This window comes from Arthrobacter sp. 135MFCol5.1 (genome assembly GCF_000374865.1).
In the GTDB taxonomy this organism is placed as follows: Bacteria; Actinomycetota; Actinomycetes; order Actinomycetales; family Micrococcaceae; genus Arthrobacter.
In genome coordinates, this window is sequence record NZ_KB895454.1 from 244,502 (window position 1) to 262,155 (window position 17,654).

At 66.6% G+C, this 17,654-nt stretch carries 13 protein-coding genes; 3 read left to right on the forward strand and 10 right to left on the reverse strand.

What is annotated here, in order from left to right:
- Positions 1 to 28: 28 nt before the first annotated feature.
- A complete protein-coding gene (gene hemW, locus C563_RS0107350) occupies positions 29 to 1,258 on the reverse strand; it encodes a radical SAM family heme chaperone HemW (RefSeq protein ID WP_018761397.1) in 1,230 nt (409 codons plus the stop codon).
- A 25-nt stretch (positions 1,259 to 1,283) separates the two neighbouring features.
- A complete protein-coding gene (gene lepA / locus C563_RS0107355) occupies positions 1,284 to 3,140 on the reverse strand; it encodes a translation elongation factor 4 (RefSeq protein ID WP_026264477.1) in 1,857 nt (618 codons plus the stop codon).
- 177 nt (positions 3,141 to 3,317) lie between these two features.
- Between lepA and C563_RS0107360 the strand changes: the two genes are divergently transcribed.
- Both C563_RS0107360 and rpsT read left to right on the forward strand, forming a co-directional pair.
- Complete coding sequence (locus C563_RS0107360; RefSeq protein WP_018761399.1) at positions 3,318 to 3,809, forward strand: type II toxin-antitoxin system PemK/MazF family toxin; 492 nt, start codon at positions 3,318 to 3,320, stop codon at positions 3,807 to 3,809.
- A 169-nt stretch (positions 3,810 to 3,978) separates the two neighbouring features.
- Positions 3,979 to 4,239, forward strand: a complete 261-nt coding sequence (gene rpsT / locus C563_RS0107365; protein WP_018761400.1) for a 30S ribosomal protein S20 — start codon at positions 3,979 to 3,981, stop codon at positions 4,237 to 4,239.
- A gap of 166 nt (positions 4,240 to 4,405) precedes the next feature.
- On the opposite strand, the gene holA is transcribed toward rpsT, so the two are convergent.
- The 8 genes from holA to C563_RS0107405 form a co-directional block, all read right to left on the reverse strand.
- Positions 4,406 to 5,422, reverse strand: coding sequence for a DNA polymerase III subunit delta (gene holA / locus C563_RS0107370; protein WP_018761401.1), 1,017 nt, complete (start codon positions 5,420 to 5,422; stop codon positions 4,406 to 4,408).
- On the reverse strand, positions 5,356 to 6,885 hold the full coding sequence (locus C563_RS0107375; protein ID WP_018761402.1) for a ComEC/Rec2 family competence protein: 1,530 nt from the start codon (positions 6,883 to 6,885) through the stop codon (positions 5,356 to 5,358). The genes holA and C563_RS0107375 overlap by 67 nt, the downstream gene beginning before the upstream one ends.
- 538 nt (positions 6,886 to 7,423) lie before the next feature.
- Complete coding sequence (locus C563_RS20960; protein WP_026264479.1) at positions 7,424 to 8,326, reverse strand: helix-hairpin-helix domain-containing protein; 903 nt, start codon at positions 8,324 to 8,326, stop codon at positions 7,424 to 7,426.
- 48 nt (positions 8,327 to 8,374) lie between these two features.
- Positions 8,375 to 9,364 (reverse strand): DegV family protein, encoded by a 990-nt coding sequence (locus tag C563_RS0107385; RefSeq protein WP_018761404.1) that lies wholly within the window; start codon positions 9,362 to 9,364, stop codon positions 8,375 to 8,377.
- 86 nt (positions 9,365 to 9,450) lie between these two features.
- The gene (gene leuS / locus C563_RS0107390; protein ID WP_018761405.1) at positions 9,451 to 11,973 is read right to left on the reverse strand and encodes a leucine--tRNA ligase; all 2,523 of its coding nucleotides are present in this window, start codon (positions 11,971 to 11,973) and stop codon (positions 9,451 to 9,453) included.
- Positions 11,974 to 12,328: 355 nt separating this feature from the next.
- Entirely contained in the window at positions 12,329 to 13,843 is a 1,515-nt protein-coding gene (gene glpK, locus C563_RS0107395) for a glycerol kinase GlpK (RefSeq protein WP_018761406.1), read from the reverse strand.
- 40 nt (positions 13,844 to 13,883) lie between these two features.
- Complete coding sequence (locus C563_RS0107400) at positions 13,884 to 14,633, reverse strand: MIP/aquaporin family protein (RefSeq protein WP_026264481.1); 750 nt, start codon at positions 14,631 to 14,633, stop codon at positions 13,884 to 13,886.
- An 89-nt stretch (positions 14,634 to 14,722) separates the two neighbouring features.
- Positions 14,723 to 16,549 (reverse strand): glycerol-3-phosphate dehydrogenase/oxidase, encoded by a 1,827-nt coding sequence (locus C563_RS0107405; RefSeq protein ID WP_018761408.1) that lies wholly within the window; start codon positions 16,547 to 16,549, stop codon positions 14,723 to 14,725.
- Positions 16,550 to 16,675: 126 nt separating this feature from the next.
- On the opposite strand from C563_RS0107405, the gene C563_RS0107410 reads away from it, so the two are divergent.
- Complete coding sequence (locus tag C563_RS0107410; protein WP_026264485.1) at positions 16,676 to 17,641, forward strand: sugar-binding transcriptional regulator; 966 nt, start codon at positions 16,676 to 16,678, stop codon at positions 17,639 to 17,641.
- Positions 17,642 to 17,654: the final 13 nt, after the last annotated feature.

Here is a 17,654-nt window from a genome sequence, read left to right on the forward strand (position 1 = left end):
CGCAAGCCCGGCCGGGTTCGTGCTGCGGTTAGTCGGGCAGGATCCTGCGGACCACGGCGTCCGCCAGGAGCCGGCCCTTCAGGGTGAGGACCAGCCGTCCGTGGAACGCCGCGGCCGGTTCCACCAGTTCGTCCGCGATCAGGCCCGCCACCTCATGGCGGCCCAAGGTGCTGAGCGTCGAGACGTCGAGCCCTGACTGCAGCCGCGCCTCCAGCATCACCCGCTCCAGTCGCCTGGTGTCCGAATCCAGGGTTTCGCGGCCCGCAGCCGGCGAATAGCCCTGCGCGAGCCGGTTGGCGTAGGCCACAGGGTGCTTGACGTTCCACCAGCGCACGCCGCCCACGTGTGAGTGTGCGCCAGGCCCTATCCCCCACCAGTCGTCGCCCCGCCAGTAGGCCAGGTTGTGCCTGCAGGCCTGGTCCGGGGTCCGGGCCCAATTGCTGACCTCGTACCAGCCCAGCCCGGCTTCGGTGATCAGCTGGTCGGCGAGCTCGTACTTGTCGGCGTGGTCGTCGTCGTCGATTCCCGGGACCTCGCCGCGCCGCATCTGTGCGGCGAGCTTGGTGCCCTCCTCGACGATCAGCGCATAGGCGCTGATGTGGTCGGGCTCGTAGGACAAGGCTGTTTCGAGGGAGTACCGCCAGTCGGCAAGGGATTCACCGGGCGTGCCGTATATCAGGTCCAGGCTGACGGCAAGTCCCGCCTCCCGGGCCCACCGGACCACCTGCGGAACCCGGCTCGGGGTGTGGGTGCGGTCCAGGACCTTCAAGACGTGCGGGACAGCGGATTGCATGCCGAACGACACCCGGGTGAAACCGGCTTCCTTGAGGATGGCGAGGGATTCGGGCGTGACTGAGTCGGGATTGGCCTCCGTGGTGACTTCCGCGTCCTCTTCGATTCCCCACTGGTCGATGGCGGCACGAAGAATCATGGCGAGGTCGCCGGCCGGCAGGAGCGTAGGCGTGCCGCCGCCGAAGAAAACGGTGCTGAGCTTGCGTGCCGGGACGCCTGAACGCTGCAGTACCCGCGCGGCCAGCCCCACTTCCGAGACGGCCGTGCCCGCATAGGCATCCTGGGAAGCTCCGCCGCCGAGTTCCGTGGCCGTGTACGTGTTGAAGTCGCAGTACCCGCAGCGCACGGCACAGAACGGGATGTGGACGTACAAGCCGAAAGCCCGGGCCGCCGCACCGTCCGCTGCCTGAGCAGGCAGCAGGCCGTCCGACGGCGCCGGGTCGCCAAGGGGAAGAACGCTGGGCATCAGCGGGTCCCCCGCTGCGCGGTGGTCACTTCTTCTTGGCCTTGTCCTTTGAATCGTCAGTGGTGAGGGCGGCGATGAACGCTTCCTGCGGAACTTCCACCGTGCCCACCATCTTCATGCGCTTCTTGCCTTCTTTTTGCTTTTCCAGCAGCTTGCGCTTACGGGAGATGTCGCCGCCGTAGCACTTGGCCAGGACGTCCTTGCGGATGGCGCGGATGCTTTCACGGGCGATGATCCTGGAGCCGATGGCCGCCTGGATGGGCACCTCGAACTGCTGCCGCGGGATGAGTTCGCGCAGCTTGCCGGTCATCATCACGCCGTACGCGTACGCCTTGTCCCTGTGCGTGATGGCACTGAACGCGTCCACCTGTTCGCCCTGGAGCATGATGTCGACCTTGACCAGGTCGGCTGCCTGGTCACCGTCGGCCTTCCAGTCCAGAGACCCGTAGCCGCGGGTCTTGGACTTCAGGATGTCGAAGAAGTCGAACACGATCTCGGCCAGCGGGAGGCGGTACCTGATCTCCACCCGGTCCTCGGACAGGTAGTCCATCCCGCCCAGCACGCCGCGGCGGGCCTGGCAGAGTTCCATGATGGCGCCGACGAACTCGTTGGGGGCCAGGATGGTGGCGGACACCATGGGTTCGCGCACCTCCGCGACCTTGCCTGTGGGGTACTCGCTGGGGTTGGTCACCTGGACCACCTTCTTGTCCTCCAGGGTGACCTCGTACTCAACGTTCGGTGCGGTGGAGATGAGTGCCAGGTTGTATTCGCGTTCCAGGCGTTCGCGGGTGATCTCAAGGTGGAGCAGGCCGAGGAATCCGACACGGAAACCGAAACCAAGGGCTGCGGAGGTTTCCGGTTCGTACACCAGGGCTGCGTCGTTGAGCATGAGTTTCTCAAGGGCGTCGCGGAGTACCGGATAGTCGGCCCCGTCCAGCGGATACAGGCCGGAGAACACCATGGGCTTGGCGTCGGCGTAGCCGGGCAGTGACTTTGCGGCCGGCTTGGCCAGGTTGGTGACGGTGTCGCCCACCTTGGACTGGCGCACGTCCTTAACGCCGGTGATGAGGTAACCCACTTCACCGACGCCGAGGCCCTTTGACGGCGTGGGTTCCGGGGAGCTGACCCCGATTTCCAGCAGCTCGTGCGATGCCCTGGTGGACATCATCTGGATGCGCTCACGGGGGTGGAGCATGCCGTCCACGACGCGGACGTAGGTGACGACGCCACGGTAGGTGTCATAGACGGAATCGAAGATCATGGCACGGGCCGGTGCATCCGGGTCGCCCGTCGGGGCGGGGAGGTCGCGGACAATCTTGTCCAAGAGCGCCTCCACACCGACGCCGGTCTTGCCGGACACGCGCAGGACGTCCTCCGGATCGCCGCCGATGAGGTTGGCGAGTTCGGCTGCGTATTTCTCCGGCTGCGCTGCCGGAAGGTCGATCTTGTTCAGCACCGGGATGATGGTGAGGTTGTTCTCCATGGCCAGGTACAGGTTTGCCAGTGTCTGCGCCTCGATACCCTGCGCTGCGTCCACCAGGAGGATTGCCCCCTCGCAGGCGGCCAGCGATCTGGAGACCTCATAGGTGAAGTCCACGTGGCCGGGCGTATCGATCATGTTCAGTGCGTAGCTGACCCCGTCCACTTCCCATGGCATGCGCACGGCCTGGGACTTGATGGTGATGCCCCGCTCACGCTCGATGTCCATCCGGTCCAGGTACTGGGCCTTCATGTCGCGCGCCTGGACAACCCCGGTGGACTGCAGCATCCGGTCAGCCAGCGTGGACTTGCCGTGGTCAATATGCGCGATGATGCAAAAGTTCCGAATAATGGCCGGATCTGTCGCGGCGGGCACCGGTGCGGTGCGGGCCATGGGAGACACGCAGGGTCCTTACTGTTGGCATTGTTCGCAGCCAGCCGGCAGGCAACCCCGAAGGTGCCGGGCGGTATGGCCGCACATCTTGAACTCCCAGTGTCCCACGTCCCGGGCCGCGGCACCGCATCCTGCCGCGCCACAGTGGGGCGTTCCGCCGGCCGCGCAGGGCGATAGGGTTTCAGCATGGCTATCGACCTCCGCTCCGTGGCTAACGCCGTCCGCCGCGGCCTGCGCATGCTGCAGTTGCGAGGCCCCGTCGAGGGTGCTCCCAAGTCCGCCTATCCGGGTGACTTCACCGGCCGGTCTGCCGTGCGGTATGCACCCCGGCCCGACGGCGATCCGGACCCCGGTGAGGTGGTGTGGACCTGGGTCCCTTACGAGGAGGACCACAGCAGGGGCAAGGACCGCCCCGTGCTGCTGGTGGGACATCATGGGACATATCTCCTGGGACTGATGATGACCAGCAGGGACCGGGTGGCGCCGGGTACGGCCTCCGACCTCTACGTGGACCTGGGCTCCGGCGCCTGGGACAAGCAGGGCAGGGCCAGCGAGGTCCGGCTGGACCGGGTCCTGCAGATCAGGCCGGACAGCGTTCGGCGGGAGGGCGCCGTCCTGGACAAGGCGCGTTTTGAGAAAGTTGCCTCCGGACTGCGCCGGCGGCACGGTTGGACATAGGCACCGGAAATGGCCAGTCCCGTCCCTGACCTGCTATTCTTTATTGCTGTGTGTCCGTGCAGGTCGACGGTCACTGATGGTTGGCCGCCATAGGTATCCCCACGCCGCTCAGTCAAGGCCAGCCGGAAAGCCCTCTAGACCATTTCCGCATTACAAAGAGAGTTCACACGTGGCGAATATCAAGTCCCAGAAGAAGCGCATCCTGACCAACGAGAAGGCCCGCCTGCGCAACAACGCAGTCAAGTCTGAGCTGAAGACGGCCATCCGCGCCGTCAACACCGCCGTTGAGTCCGCTGACAAGGAAGCTGCTACTACTGCGCTCGTTTCTGCCAGCCGTAAGCTGGACAAGGCTGTCAGCAAGGGTGTTCTGCACAAGAACAACGCAGCGAACCGCAAGTCGGCGATCTCCAAGAAGGTCAACGCACTCTAAGGTTTCCAGTTCCCGCGAACTGATGGTGTGGCCGGTACCGGAAGGTGCCGGCCACACGCGTTTAAGCGGCGGCCTGCCAGGCAGCGGGCACAGTGGTACGCAGCCGACCCTGGACGCCGGCAGCAGGATGCCCCGGGCGCCTCGCCGGCAGTCGCGTCTGCCGGCGTTACCTGCCCTGGACCGACATGGCGATCACCGTCACGGCATGTTCGACGGCGTAAACCGGATCCCGTGACAGGCCCTTCACTTGGGCGTCAGCCTCTGCCGTGGCCTGGATGGAGCGCACCAGGCCCTCGGGGGTCCAGCGGCGGACGTCCCGCTGGGCCTGTTCAACCAGCCAGGGCTGCATTCCGAGTTCCGCCGCAATCTGGGCGGACGATCCTGATGCGCCGGCCACCCGCGCCACCGTCCGCAGCTTTGCGGCGAGGGCGGCAACCAGGGGTACCGGATCCGCGCCCGTGGCAAGGGCGTGGCGGAGGGTGGACAGCGCCAGCGGCGCGTTTCCCGCCATGGCGGCGTCCGCCACCTTGAAGGCCGTGGCTTCGATGCGCCCTCCGTAGTACCGGTCCACAGTCTCGGACGTGACGGTAGTGGTGGCGTCAGCGATCAGCTGGCTGCAGGCGGCAGCGAGTTCGGACAGGTCTGCACCCACGGCGTTCACCAGGGCCTGGACGGCGTCCTGGTTGATCCGGCGTCCGGCCGCCTTGAATTCCGAGGTGACGAAAGAGATTTTGTCAGCGTCCTTCTTCAAGGGCTGGCAGTCAACGACTGGCCAGCCGCCCTTCTTGACGGCGTCGAGCAGCTTTTTTCCGCGGGCGCCGCCGGCGTGTCGAAGCACGACGACGGCATCCGGCTCGGGGTGCTGCACGTAAGCCAGCGCGTCGGCCAGGAAGGCTTCGTTCATGGCTTCCACAGATTCGACTTCAATGAGTTTGCTCTCGCCGAACAGCGAGGGGCTGACCTGCATGGTCAGGGCCCCCGGCTCATAACCGGCGGCGTTGATGCGGCTGAGTTCGACGTCCGGCGCCGCCGTCCGGACTTGCGCCCGGACCCTGTCCATGGCCCGGATGCCAAGGTATTCCTCCGGCCCGGTGACCAGCACGATCTGCGCCGGGGTCACGTCCCGCCAGGAGGCAGCGTTCGACGCCGGAGAGCGGGTTTCACGCTTTTGCGCAGCGGCCATCGAAGGTCCCTTCCGGAGGTTTTGGTGCAGTATCCCAGCCTGCCATGTCCGCGCCCGGGCTCCAAGCTGCCCGCAGCGCGGACCCGATGCATCCGGATCTCGAGCAGTTCGATCAATGCTTCAGTCCCCGTGTGCGCCTCCTGGATCCGACGGAGGAGGTGCCTTGGCCGGGCAGTCGCCCACACCACGGCGAACGTGAGGACTGACAGCAGCAGCATGGAGAGCAGGCCGAGTACCCCTTCCGGCCATGGCAAAGCGGACCCGGGCAGCTGCGCCGCGAACCTCGCCGTGGCGGCAACCGCTGAACTGAAGGCTCCCGCCACGGCAATCAGGACCGTGGCGGCGCAAGGAATGAGGGCCAACAGGGGCACTGCGGCGGTCCCCAGCAGGGTCACAGGCGCAACCAGGGGCGCGGCCACCACGTTGGCCGGCAGGGCATATGTGGCGAACTGTGGCTGCAACAGGACGATGACGGGCCCGCACAGCAGCTGGGCGGACAGCGGGACGGCTACCGAAGCGGCCAGCCACCTCGGCACCACCACGGGAATCCAGTCGATAATCGGCCGGCCCAGGAGGATGATGCCCAGCGTAGCCAGCACTGATAGAAGAAAGCCGAAACTGGTGCCAAGTGCTGGATCTGACAGCAGGAGACCGATAACGGCCAGGCAGAGGAAGCTCAGCCCACGTCCCGAGCGTCCCCCGGCGAGGCTTGCAACCCCGATGGCTCCCATCAGGGCCGCACGCAGGACGCTGGCATCCGGACCCACAAGGACCACGAACAGCGCCAGCCCGGCAAGGGCCACTCCCGCAGCGGGCGCACGGGGCAACCGGAACCGCCGGCACAACACCAGCAAAGCCCCCAGCACCAGGCTGCAGTTTGCCCCGCTCACCGCGGTCAGGTGTGTCATGCCCACCGCTTTCATGGCGTTCCCCAATCCCTGGTCCAGGGCGCTGGTGTCTCCGGTGACCATTCCCGGCAGGAGACCGCGGGCGTCCGGCTCCAGGAAGGACGCAGCCGATACGAACCGGTCCCGAAGCTCCCGTGCAGCCTCCTGCAGGACTGGACCGGCCGTTGTCCGTGCGGGCGCAGTGGAGGCCGCGAGGCTTCCCGCTTCCGTGTGTCCCGGTTCGGCCGGCCGCAACGTGCCGGCCGCGCGCACCGTTTGTCCCGGGACCAACGAGCCCCAGTCCTGTCCGCCCATGACAACCAGCGGGGCATGCGTGCGAACTCGCGCCCCGCCGGTCGAGACTTCCTGGGTCACCACTGGCACCGACCATCGTTCCGCCGCTCCCCCTGGTCCCGTCACCGCCCGTGGACTTCCGGCTACCTCCACGATGGCCACGACCGACCTGCCTGCTGCGATCGCCTCTGCCAGGGGTCCGTCGAAGCGCTGAGCTGAGCCCGCCGCCGACTGCGCGGCAGCGGCAGCGGCAAGCATCAGGGAGACCCCGACAGCAGCCATGAAACTCCTGGCCCGGGCCTTCCGGCCTGGTGTGGCCCGCGGCCCTTGGACGGGTTCACGTGTTCCCCGGCGGCTGCCTCTGGCGGCGCCGGAAATGAACGCTGCCGCGGCGGCCGCCAAGACGGCGCACAGCAATCCCAGGGACGGAGGCGGCAACCAGATCCCGGCCACGGCGCCTCCCCACACCAGTGCTGCCGGAAGGGCGAGACGGAGATCGGTGCGGCGCCGGGGCGCAGTAACAGGAGAATCCGCCGCTGCCGGGGCGTCCGGCGCTTCCGCCGCGTGCTTGCGCACAAAGCCGGCGCACCATATCAGGCAGCCCTGGAGGAGCCGGCGTTGACGTGAACCAAGCGGAACCGTTCGTGAGTGTCCCGCGGTTCTTGAGGGTACCGGACCCTGCCCGTTCCCTGGCCGCCCGGGTGCTTCTCCCCGGACCGCTGACTCCACGAATTTGCTCCATGAGTTCTGCTGCGGGCCCCGGGCATGGCGGTCCTGCTCAGGCAATCCAGGCCCGGTGTCACCACCACGCGGCGCCATCTCAGACCGTCACCAGGGGCAGCAGGGACTCAAGCATCTTGGGCCCGACGCCATCCACCGCGTCCAGTTCCTCAACACTCTTGAAGGGGCCATGGTCTTTTCGCCAGTCGACGATCCGCTGCGCGAGCACGGGGCCGACCTTGGGAAGGGTGTCCAGTTCCGCCACACTTGCGGTGTTGAGGTTGATCTTCCCGCTTGGCTGGCCTGATCCGGCAACCGGACCGGCGGTGTCCGGGCCACCAGCGCTTCCTGTCCCTTGGGCGGACGGAAGCGGCTCCCCCACCTTCGGGACCTGGATCTTCTGTCCATCTTCCAGGACAAGTGCGAGATTGAGCCGGTCCACGTCAGCATCGGCTGCAGGACCGCCCGCTGCAACAATGGCGTCGTCAACGCGGCTGCCCTGCCGCAAACGGATGACCCCGGGGCTGCCCACGGCCCCGGTCACATGCACCACCACCTGGCCGCCGCCGGACACGGGCTCCCCCTGGGCCTGGCCGGAATCCGCTGGCGAGTCCGGGCGGCCCTCTGCTGCACCGGCAACCGGGTCCTTGGAGGACGCATGGATGCCACCGGAAATGCCTGTGCCGCCCAGTGGCAGGATTTCGGGGGCGCCGGCCCCCGCCTGCCACCAGAACCAGGCTCCGGCAGCCAACGCCAGCGCGGTGAGCAGCGCGGCAACGCGCAGTCCCATCCGCCACCGGAGTCGCAGGCCCGCATCTTTCCTGCCATCCGCGGCGGCCCCCATGCCGGCCTCGTCCGGTTGTCCCGGGCCATGGTACTCAAAGCCACCCGGGCCCGGACCGTCCAGCAGGAGGCCCGGGCGTCCCCCGCCCAGCGTGGACTGGAGCCGGTCCCTCGCATGCCGCGCCTGCTGACCTGCTGCTCCAGCATCCCGGCGTGACATAGCTCCACCCTAGGTAGCCCTGCCACCGGTCGACAGGCAGCGAGGCTCCTATGTGGAAAGGCTGGCGCCGCCGGTTCCCCTGCCGACGATGACGGCAAGCACTCCGAGCCCGGCGTGGGCCGCAAGGACAGCGGGCAGGGCGCTGATCTGGGCAGGAGGGCAGTCGGGCAAAGCCGCTGCCAGCCTGGCAGCCAGGCCGTCCGCTTCCGCCTGGTTTCCAAAGTGGTGTACGGCCAGGCGCACGGTTTCTCCCGGGCGGGGCACCGCTTCTGCCGCAACGATCTCTTCCAGCCGGGCCACGGCTCGCGCCGCGGAACGCACGCGTTCCAGCGGAACGATCCTGCCGCCGTCGACCGCCAGGATGGGTTTGATGGCGAGCATGGTGCCCACCAGCGACGCTGCGGCGCCGATCCGGCCGCCGCGGCGCAACTGTTCCAGGCTGGGAACGTAGAAGTAGACCCTGGTCCGGGTTGCCTGGGCGTGGGCGGCCGCGGCGACGTCGGCGCAGCCTGCACCGGCTGCCGCGGCTGCGACTGCAGCTTGGACGGCCATTCCCTGGGCCATGCCGACAGTTTCCGTGTCCACCACCTCGACCGGGATTCCAACCCGTGCCGCAGCGAGCCTTGCGGCGTCCGCCGTACCGGAGAGTTCACCGGAGATGTGGACTGACACCACCGCCTCGAAGCCGCGCTGCTGGGCCGCGCGGTACGCCTGCTCGAACTGCCCGGGTGAAGGCCGGGACGTTTTGACGGCGGTTCCCGAAGCGAGGGCCACGGCGATGGTTTCCAGGATGTCGTCTTCGCCTTCGCCATAGATCTCCGCGCCCACCATGACGGGCATCGGCACTACGGTGAGGATTCCGTCGTGCGGAAGCCCCGCCAGATAGCTGGCCGGCAGGGCGGCTGCAGAGTCTGTGACGACGGCGGTGCGGACCGCGGCGCCGGGGCCCTGCCGCGTGGTCCCCGGACGGGCAGAGGGCCTGAGCGCCGAGAGCCGGGACCGTACCCATGGCCAGGCGGCGGCGTTACTGTCAGGCAAGGGGCCTCCTGGATACGGTGTCCGGCTCAGGCGGCACCGACCGCCGGAAAATATCCGACGGCCGGTGGATACTGCGGGTGCAGCGGTCAGGCCGGAACGATGTTGACCAGCTTAGGCGCACGGACAATCACAGTCCGGATGCCGCGGCCGTCGAGGGCACGCTGGACATTTTCGGAGGCCAGGGCCAGCTCACGCAACTGGTCCTCGGAAACGTCCGGAGACACCTCCAGGCGGTCGCGCACCTTGCCCTGCACCTGGACAACGGCGGTGACCGTGTCCTGGACCAGGAGGGCGGGATCGTGTGCCGGCCAGCCCGCATTGGCCACCGATGCCGGGTGGCCCAGCAGGTTCCACATGTCCTCGGCCGTGTACGGGGCGAACAGGCTGAGGATCACGGCTACAGCCTCTGCGGCCTCCCGGACGGCCGGGTCCGCGGCGCCGGCCCCGGAATCGATGGTCTTGCGGGTGGCGTTGACCAGTTCCATCAGCTTGGCCACCACCACGTTGAACTTGTTGGCATCCAGCAGTTCGGCGGCGTCGGCAATGGTGCGGTGCGTTACCGAACGCAGGGCACGGTCACCGGCTGCGGCGTCCACCCCGGGGTCGCTGGCAACATCCTGTGCGAGGCGCCAGGCGCGGGCCAGGAACTTGGCCGAACCCGACGGCGACACGTCGGCCCAGTCCACATCGTCCTCGGGCGGGGAGGCGAACACCATGGTCAGGCGGACGGCGTCCACACCGTACTTGTCCAGCTGTTCACCGAGGTCCACACCGTTGCCCAAGGACTTGCTCATGGCCTTGCCGCCGTTGAGCACCTGCCCCTGGTTGAGGAGGGCACTGAACGGTTCGTCGGCGTCGATCATGCCCAGATCGTGGATGACCTTGGTGAAGAACCGGGCATACAACAGGTGCAGGATGGCGTGCTCCACGCCGCCGACGTACTGGCCAACAGGCATCCAGTCGTTGATCTTCTGCGGGTCGAAGGGGCCCTCGGTGAACTGGGGGGAGACGAAGCGCAGGAAGTACCAGGACGAGTCCACGAAAGTGTCCATGGTGTCCGTGTCGCGCTTTGCCGGGCCGTGGCAGGAGGGGCACTCGACATTGACCCACGCTTCGGCAGCCGCCAGCGGGGACGTGCCCTTCGGCGACAGGTCCTCGCCACGGAGGTCGGACGGCAGCGTCACCGGCAGCTGCTCGTCCGGAACGGGCACTTCCCCGCAGGACGGGCAGTGGATGATGGGGATCGGGGTGCCCCAGAACCGCTGGCGGCTCAGCAGCCAGTCGCGGAGCCGGAAGTTGACGAACTTCTCGCCAGTGCCCTGCTCTTCGAGGATCTTGATTGCGGCCGGGATGGCCTCGGCCTTGGGCAGCCCGTCCAGGGCCCCGGAATTGATCAGGGTGCCCTCGCCGGCAGTCGCCGTGCCGGACACGGCCGGATCCTCCTCGCCGGTGTCCAGGACCGCCCGGACAGGCAGGTCAAAGGTCTTGGCGAAGTCCAGGTCGCGCTGGTCGTGGGCGGGCACGGCCATGATCGCGCCGGTGCCGTAGTCGGCCAGGACGTAGTCTGCGGCCCAGACCGGGAGTTTCTCCCCGTTCAGCGGGTTGATGGCGTACCGGCCGGTGAAGACACCGGTTTTCTCCCGTTCCGTTGACTGCCGTTCTATTTCCGAAAGGGCCTTGACCTTCTCCCGGTAGTCCTCCAGGGCGGCGGCGTGTTCGTCGGTGACGAGTTCGACGGCGAGCGGCGCGTCAGCGGCCACCACGAAGAACGTTGCCCCGTACAGCGTGTCCGGACGGGTGGTGAAGACCGTGACGTCCTTGGCGGGCTTGCCGCCGTCGGCCTCGATCACGAAGGTGACGTGGGCGCCCTCGGACCGGCCGATCCAGTTCTTCTGCATGGCCAGCACGCGCTCGGGCCAGTGCCCGCGGAGCTCGTCCATGTCGTCCAGCAGCCGGTCGGCGTAGTCGGTGATCTTGAAGTACCACTGGTTGAGGGACTTCTTGGTGACGGTGGTGCCGCAGCGCTCGCAGGCACCGTTGACCACCTGTTCGTTGGCCAGCACGGTCTGGTCCTTGGGGCACCAGTTGACCGGCGAGTCCTTGCGGTAGGCCAGGCCGCGCTCGTAGAAGCGCTTGAACAGCCACTGCGTCCAGCGGTAATACTCGGGGTCGGACGTATGCAGGCGGCGCGACCAGTCGGCGGAGATCGCGTACCGCTTGAATGAGGCTGCCTGGGTGTCGATGTTGGCGTACGTCCACTCACTGGGGTGGGCGTTGCGCTTGATGGCTGCGTTTTCCGCGGGCAGGCCGAACGAGTCCCACCCGATCGGGTGCAGGACGTCGTAGCCCTTTTGGCGGAGGTAGCGGGCCACCACATCGCCCATGGCGAACGCTTCGGCGTGACCCATGTGCAGGTCGCCCGAGGGGTACGGGAACATGTCAAGCACGTAGCGGCGTTCCCGGGACCCGTCGTCCACCGGGGTGAAGACCTTGAGGTCCTCCCACACCTGGGGCCATTTGGCCTCCATGGCGGTGAAACTGTAGGTGCCCTCTTCGGGCCCTGCCGATACTGTTGCTGTTCCGGTCTCTGTCTCCGGCTGAACGCCCACTGCTGGCCTCTTCTATTCTTTTCGATCTTGTCCGATCAGGACGGGTCGCGCCTGATCCTTCGGTCCCCTGCTCCGGGCCCGCACTTCGTCCCGGACACACAAAAGCCCCTCACACGGAGGGGCTGCCGCTCGACAATCCGGGAGTCTGGCCGGGATGCCGGGCGGCTAGCTAAGAAGGAGGATCGCACGCATACCACCACTTTAGCGCACGGCTTGCCAGCGTTACGTAAGTCGCCACGAGCGGCTGAATCGGCCGGCCCGGAAATGCCGAACTGTTGAGGGGGCCCGGGAGCGGCTTCGGGCGTCCGCGAAGCGGGCGGGGCCCCCTCAACAGTGAAGGCATCGGCTCGTCGGCCTACTTCACGTCCTCGTCGACCCAGTCCATGGACTTGGTCACGGCCTTCTTCCAGAGGCGCAGCTGGCGCTCCTGCTCCGCCTTGTCCATTTGCGGCTCCCACCGCTTGTCCTCGGACCAGTTGGCGGACAGTTCGCCCAGGTCCTTCCAGAAGCCCACGGCAAGGCCGGCCGCGTAGGCGGCGCCCAGCGCCGTGGTTTCCACGACCTTGGGCCGGATCACCGGAACGCCCAGGATGTCGGCCTGGAACTGCATGAGGGCATCGTTGGCGACCATGCCGCCGTCGACCTTCAGCTCGCTCAGCGGAACGCCGGAGTCCGCGTTGACGGCGTCCAGCACCTCGCGGGTCTGGAACGCGGTGGCTTCCAGGGCCGCACGGGCGATGTGGTTCTTGTTGACGAAGCGGGTCAGGCCGACGATCGCGCCACGGGCATCCGAGCGCCAGTAGGGAGCGAAGAGACCGGAAAACGCGGGGACGATGTACACGCCGCCGTTGTCCTTTACGGCCGCGGCCAGGGTCTCCACCTCCGGCGCGCTGCTGATCATGCCCAAGTTGTCCCGCAGCCACTGGATGAGGGAACCCGTGACGGCGATGGATCCTTCAAGGGCGTAGTGCGGCTTGGCGTCGCCGAGCTTATAGCCAACGGTAGTCAGAAGCCCGTTCTTGGAATGGACGATCTCCTCGCCGGTGTTGAAGATCAGGAAGCAGCCGGTGCCGTAGGTGTTCTTGGCTTCGCCGGTGTCGAAGGCTGCCTGCCCGAAGGTTGCCGCCTGCTGGTCGCCCAGGATCCCTGCTACCGGTGTCTCGCGGAGCAGCTGGGATCCGTGGACCTCGCCGTAGACCTCGGAGGAGGACTTGATTTCCGGCATCATGCTGCGCGGCACGCCGAAGATGCCAAGGATTTCGTCATCCCACTGGAGGGTGTCAAGGTCCATGAACAGCGTGCGGGACGCGTTGGTGACATCGGTGACGTGAACGCCGCCGTCCACGCCGCCTGTCAGGTTCCACAGGACCCAGGCGTCGGTGTTGCCGAACACCAGGTCCCCGGCCTCTGCCTTTTCGCGGGCGCCGTCGACGTTGTCCAGGATCCATTTGATCTTGGTCCCGGAGAAGTAGGTTGCCAGCGGGAGCCCCACTTTTTGCTTGAACCGGTCTCCGCCGCCGTCGTTGGACAGTTCATCGACGATGTCCTGGGTCCGGGTGTCCTGCCACACGATGGCGTTGTAGACCGGCTTGCCGGTGGTCTTGTCCCACACCACGGCGGTTTCGCGCTGGTTGGTGATGCCGACGGCGGCAATATCGTGCCGTGTCAGGTTCGCCTTGGAAAGCGCGGAGCCGATGACCTCACGGGTGTTGTTCCAGATTTCCGTGGCGTCGTGCTCCACCCAGCCGGCTTGCGGGAAGATCTGTTCGTGTTCCATCTGGCCGGAGGAGACAATGGCGCCGCTGTGGTCGAAGATGATGGCGCGGGTGCTGGTGGTGCCCTGGTCGATAGCGATTACGTACTGGTTCATGATGACGTCCTTGTCCGGTTTGTTGATCTGTCGTGTGGGTTCAGGATGCTGCTGTGACGATGATGGGGACAACGCGGGCCACGAGGCCACCGAGTGCGCCGCCGATCAAGGGTCCGACGACGGGCACCCAGGAGTAGGCCCAGTCGCTGGAGCCCTTGCCCTTGATGGGAAGCAATGCGTGGGCGATGCGGGGTCCAAGGTCCCTGGCAGGGTTGATGGCGTAGCCCGTCGGGCCGCCGAGGGAAACACCGATGCCTACCACGAGCAGGGCAACGGCGAGCGGGCCGAGCCCGGAGGGGGTTCCGCCGAGGGTCAGGATGACCAGCACCAGCACGAAGGTGCCAATGACCTCGGTAATGACGTTCCAGGGCGTGGACCGGATGGCCGGCCCGGTGGAAAACACGCCGAGCTTGCCGGCGGGCTCAGGTTCGTCGTCGAAGTGCTGCTTGTATGCCAGCCAGCAGACCACGGCGCCGAGGAACGCGCCCAGCATTTCGCCGCCAAAGTAGGTCAGGGTGGAGGCGAAATCCACGGTGACTCCCGGGGCGTACTCGGCTTTGCCGTTAAGCAACAGGCCGAGCGTGACGGCGGGATTCAGGTGCGCGCCCGACTTGGCGGCAACGAAGACACCCGCGAAGACGGCTATTCCCCACCCCCATGTGACCATGAGGAACCCGCCGTTGTTGCCTTTTGTTCCCCGCAAAGCCACGTTGGCAACGACGCCGCAACCCAAGAGGGTCAGCATGCCGGTACCAAAGACTTCGGAGAGGAAAACTATTCCTAGAGACATCTTTGACTCCTTCTGTTTTTAGTTGTCGGCCCTCCGCGGGTGGAGGGCCGTTGGGCCGGGGTAACTCGCTCCCCCGGCCCCGCCCGGCCTCAGGAGACCAGGCTGTGCGTTTCCACCCGGTGGAAACGCTGCAGCACGTCCTGGGCGTGCTTGATCTCTGCGGTGCGAGTCGCAGCGTCCCAATTGAGCGGTCCGGAGAGCACCTCGGCGAGCTCGTTGAGCAGCTCGCCGGTGACGAGTCCCCGGAAGGCCAGGGAGGTGCGCCGGATCAGGACATCCACCAGATGGCCCACTTGTTCGTGTGCCGCCATGTATTCCAGTTCCCGGACGCTGAGCTCACGGGTGGAACGCAGCGCCTGGTCAGGGGCGGCGTCGAGGTACCCGATCACTTCTTCGGCCCGCGTTCCGTAGCGGGTCAGCAGGCCCGCCGTGCGGTCCGCGTCCCGGCCGGCCGACATGTGCGCCTTGATCCACTGCTGGACGCCGTTATCGTCAGCGGGGAATCCGGCACCGCCGCCGATGGGCATCTGCGCGGTTGAAACCTTGCGCTGCATGCCGAGTTCGGCGAGGACGTCGTTGGCGAGGTGCTCTGCGAGGGCGCGGAACGTTGTCCACTTGCCGCCTACCAGGCTCAGGACGACGGCGGAGCCCGCGTCCTGTCCGGAGGTGCGGCGTTCGATGCGGTAGTCGCGGGAGACGAAGCCGGGCTGGGTGGCGTCATGGCGTGGCAGGGGGCGGACCCCGGAGAACGTATACACGATGTGTTCAGGAGTCACGTCGACGGACGGGAAAACGTGCCCGATCAGGTCGAAGAAGTACGCAATCTCGTCGTCGGTGCAGACGGCGTCCTCGGACATGTCGGCGTCGACGTCGGTGGTACCCACCAGGACCCGGTCACCCATCGGGTAGATCAGGACGATCCGGCCGTCAGTGTGCTCAAAGAAGATTTCGCGGCCCCGGCACGCGGCAAGGAGGCCCGGGTGGTCAAGCACGATGTGCGAGCCCTTGGTGCCGCCCATGAAGGATGACGCGGCACCCATGGCTCCGTTGGTGAGGTCCACCCACGCGCCGGTGGTGTTTACGATGACGTCCGCCGTGAAATCGAACTCCTCGCCGGTGAGTTCGTCACGGAGCCGGACGGTGCTGCCCCGCCCGGTCCCCGGGTTGGGTGCCGGAGACATGGACTGCAGGGACAGGTAGTTGCTGGCACGCGCCGTGTTGCCCTGTGCGTTGTGGGCCTGCTCCGTCCCCGCGGGGCGGCCGGCCTTCACGCCGTCCTGCAGGACGTCGAGGGTGAGCCGCTCCGGGTTGTGCACGGAGGCATCAAAGTAGGTGGCAGTGTATTTGACGTCCGGACGGAGGGCAGGCAACTCCTTGAGGGCGGACTTGTGCGTGCGGAACTGGTGCCGCGGCACGGTGCCACCGTCGCGGGAGAACGAATCGTAGAGGCTCAGCCCGACTTTGATAAGGAACGCACCGCGCTCCTTCGGCTTGCCCTGCTGCTTGTGGGTCAGGAAGCGCATAGGCGCGGACAGGATGCCCGAGAACGTGCTGAAGATGGGAATGGTGGTCTGCAGCGGCTTGACGTAATGCGGCGCGATCTTCAGCAGCCGGTTGCGTTCCACCACGGATTCGCGCACCAGGCGGAACTCGCCGTTTTCGAGGTAGCGGATCCCGCCGTGGATCATGTGCGAGGATGCGCCGCTGGCCCCCTGGCAGTAATCTCCGCGTTCCACGAGCGCGACGTCGACGCCCTGCAAAGCCAGGTCGCGGAACGTACCTACCCCGTTAATGCCGCCGCCCACCACGAGTACTTTGGCGTGCGGCCTGCGCCGGAGGCTGTGTACCGATGAGCGTTCGGCTCCGGCCCGGGGCGCGCCGGCAGACAGTTGGACAGTTGGTTCCTTGGGTCCCAAAACAAACTCCCTTGGGGCTTTGAGTGATGCGGCTGCCACCTTGGCGTGCCGCCGTTCTGCTCTATTCTTTGGAGATATGGAAAATGGAGTCAAGCACTATGCACAAACGTGCAGATGGGAAATGAGATGACTCTCTCCAGGGACGCAGATGCCCTCCGAGCTGCACAAATGTACTATCTGCAGGACCTCACCATGGATGCGATCGCACGCGAACTGCGTACCTCCCGGTCCACCGTTTCACGCCTCCTGTCCGCCGCCAGGGAATCGGGGCTGGTGCAGATCCAGATCCGCAATCCGCTCGATACCGGCCCGGAGTTGGAAGGCATGATCCGGCGCAGGTACAACCTTGACGTGCACGTTGTACCGGTCCTGGGGACGCTCAACGAAGCCGAAACCCTGGACCGCGTGGCCATGCAGGCCGCACGCACCATCGGTCCCCTGGTGGACTCCAATGCCATCATCGGCGTTGCCTGGGGATCCACCCTCAGCGCGGTCAGCCGGCACCTCACCCGGAAGATCACCCACGACAGCGTTATCGTCCAGCTCAACGGCGCAGGAAACATGCACACCACGGGCATTACCTACGCCAGCGACATCATGCGAAGGTTTGGCAGCGCCTACGGCGCACGGGTGGAGCAGTTTCCCGTCCCGGCATTCTTCGACCACGCCGCCACCAAGACGGCCATGTGGAATGAACGCAGCGTGCAGCGCGTCCTGGAACTCCAGGCCAAGATGAGCATTGCCATCTTCGGTGTCGGTTCGGTGCACGCCGACTACCCCAGCCACGTCTACGCGGGCGGATACCTCGACGAGGAGGACCTGAACGCGCTGGCCAACTCGGACGTGGTGGGCGACGTAGCCACCGTGTTCTTCCGGGCCGACGGTTCCTCCAACGGGATCGTCCTGAACGAACGCTCCACCGGGCCGGCACTTGCCCAGTTGCGCCAGGTGCGCCGGAGGATCTGCGTGGTCTCAGGTGTCTCCAAGATCAACGGCCTCCGCGGGGCCTTGGCCGCGAGGCTGGCCACGGACCTGATCCTGGACGAAGCCACCGCCCGCCGGCTGGTCGATTACGAGGGCCTGACAAGCTGAAGTGGGTAGAGTC